Genomic DNA, 563 nt, shown 5'->3' on the forward strand with positions numbered 1-563 from the left:
ACTGGTGTTCCGGCTCGAAGTACCGGCCGAACGCGTAGGTGTTGTTCCCCACGTCAACGGGGATGATTGCGTCGTCGGGAACGAGCCGGGTCATCGCCTCGAAGGCCGTGGCGTAGTTGACGCCGCGTTCCGGTATCCCCGCTCGCCGGCTGGCCTTCTCCTCACGCCAAATTGCCCAGCGGTCGGTGATCTCTTCGCGCTGGCTCTCCGCCTCAACTTCGTCAAGTCGCTCGTGGAGTTCGTCGACGGTGACACCGATCTCGCCCCACACCGGCACGTCGATACTGTGGAACTTCCCGAGCGTCATCGCGTCGTAGTCGACGTGGATCGTCGGCTTGTACTCCGCGATGCCGGTGTGGTTCGAAAAGCTCGCGCCGAAGACGGCCAGTAAATCCGCCTCGTTCATGAAGTGGCTCGCAATAGGTGTCCCACTCCGGCCAAGGACGCCCCCCGCAAGCGGATGTGAGTCGGGGATCTGTCCCTTCGCTTTGAACGTCGTCAGCACGGGACACTGTAGCCGCTCGGCCAGGTCGACGATCCCGTCCATCTCGAATCGGGCCCCG

1 pseudogene is annotated in these 563 nt (G+C 63.4%); it reads right to left on the reverse strand.

What is annotated here, in order from left to right:
- Positions 1-505: pseudogene (locus EXE44_RS17850) on the reverse strand (thiamine pyrophosphate-binding protein); the annotation flags it as partial.
- Between the last annotated feature and the right edge of the window lie 58 nt (positions 506-563).

This window comes from Halorubrum sp. SS7, from assembly GCF_005435055.1.
In the GTDB taxonomy this organism is placed as follows: Archaea; Halobacteriota; Halobacteria; order Halobacteriales; family Haloferacaceae; genus Halorubrum; species Halorubrum salinarum.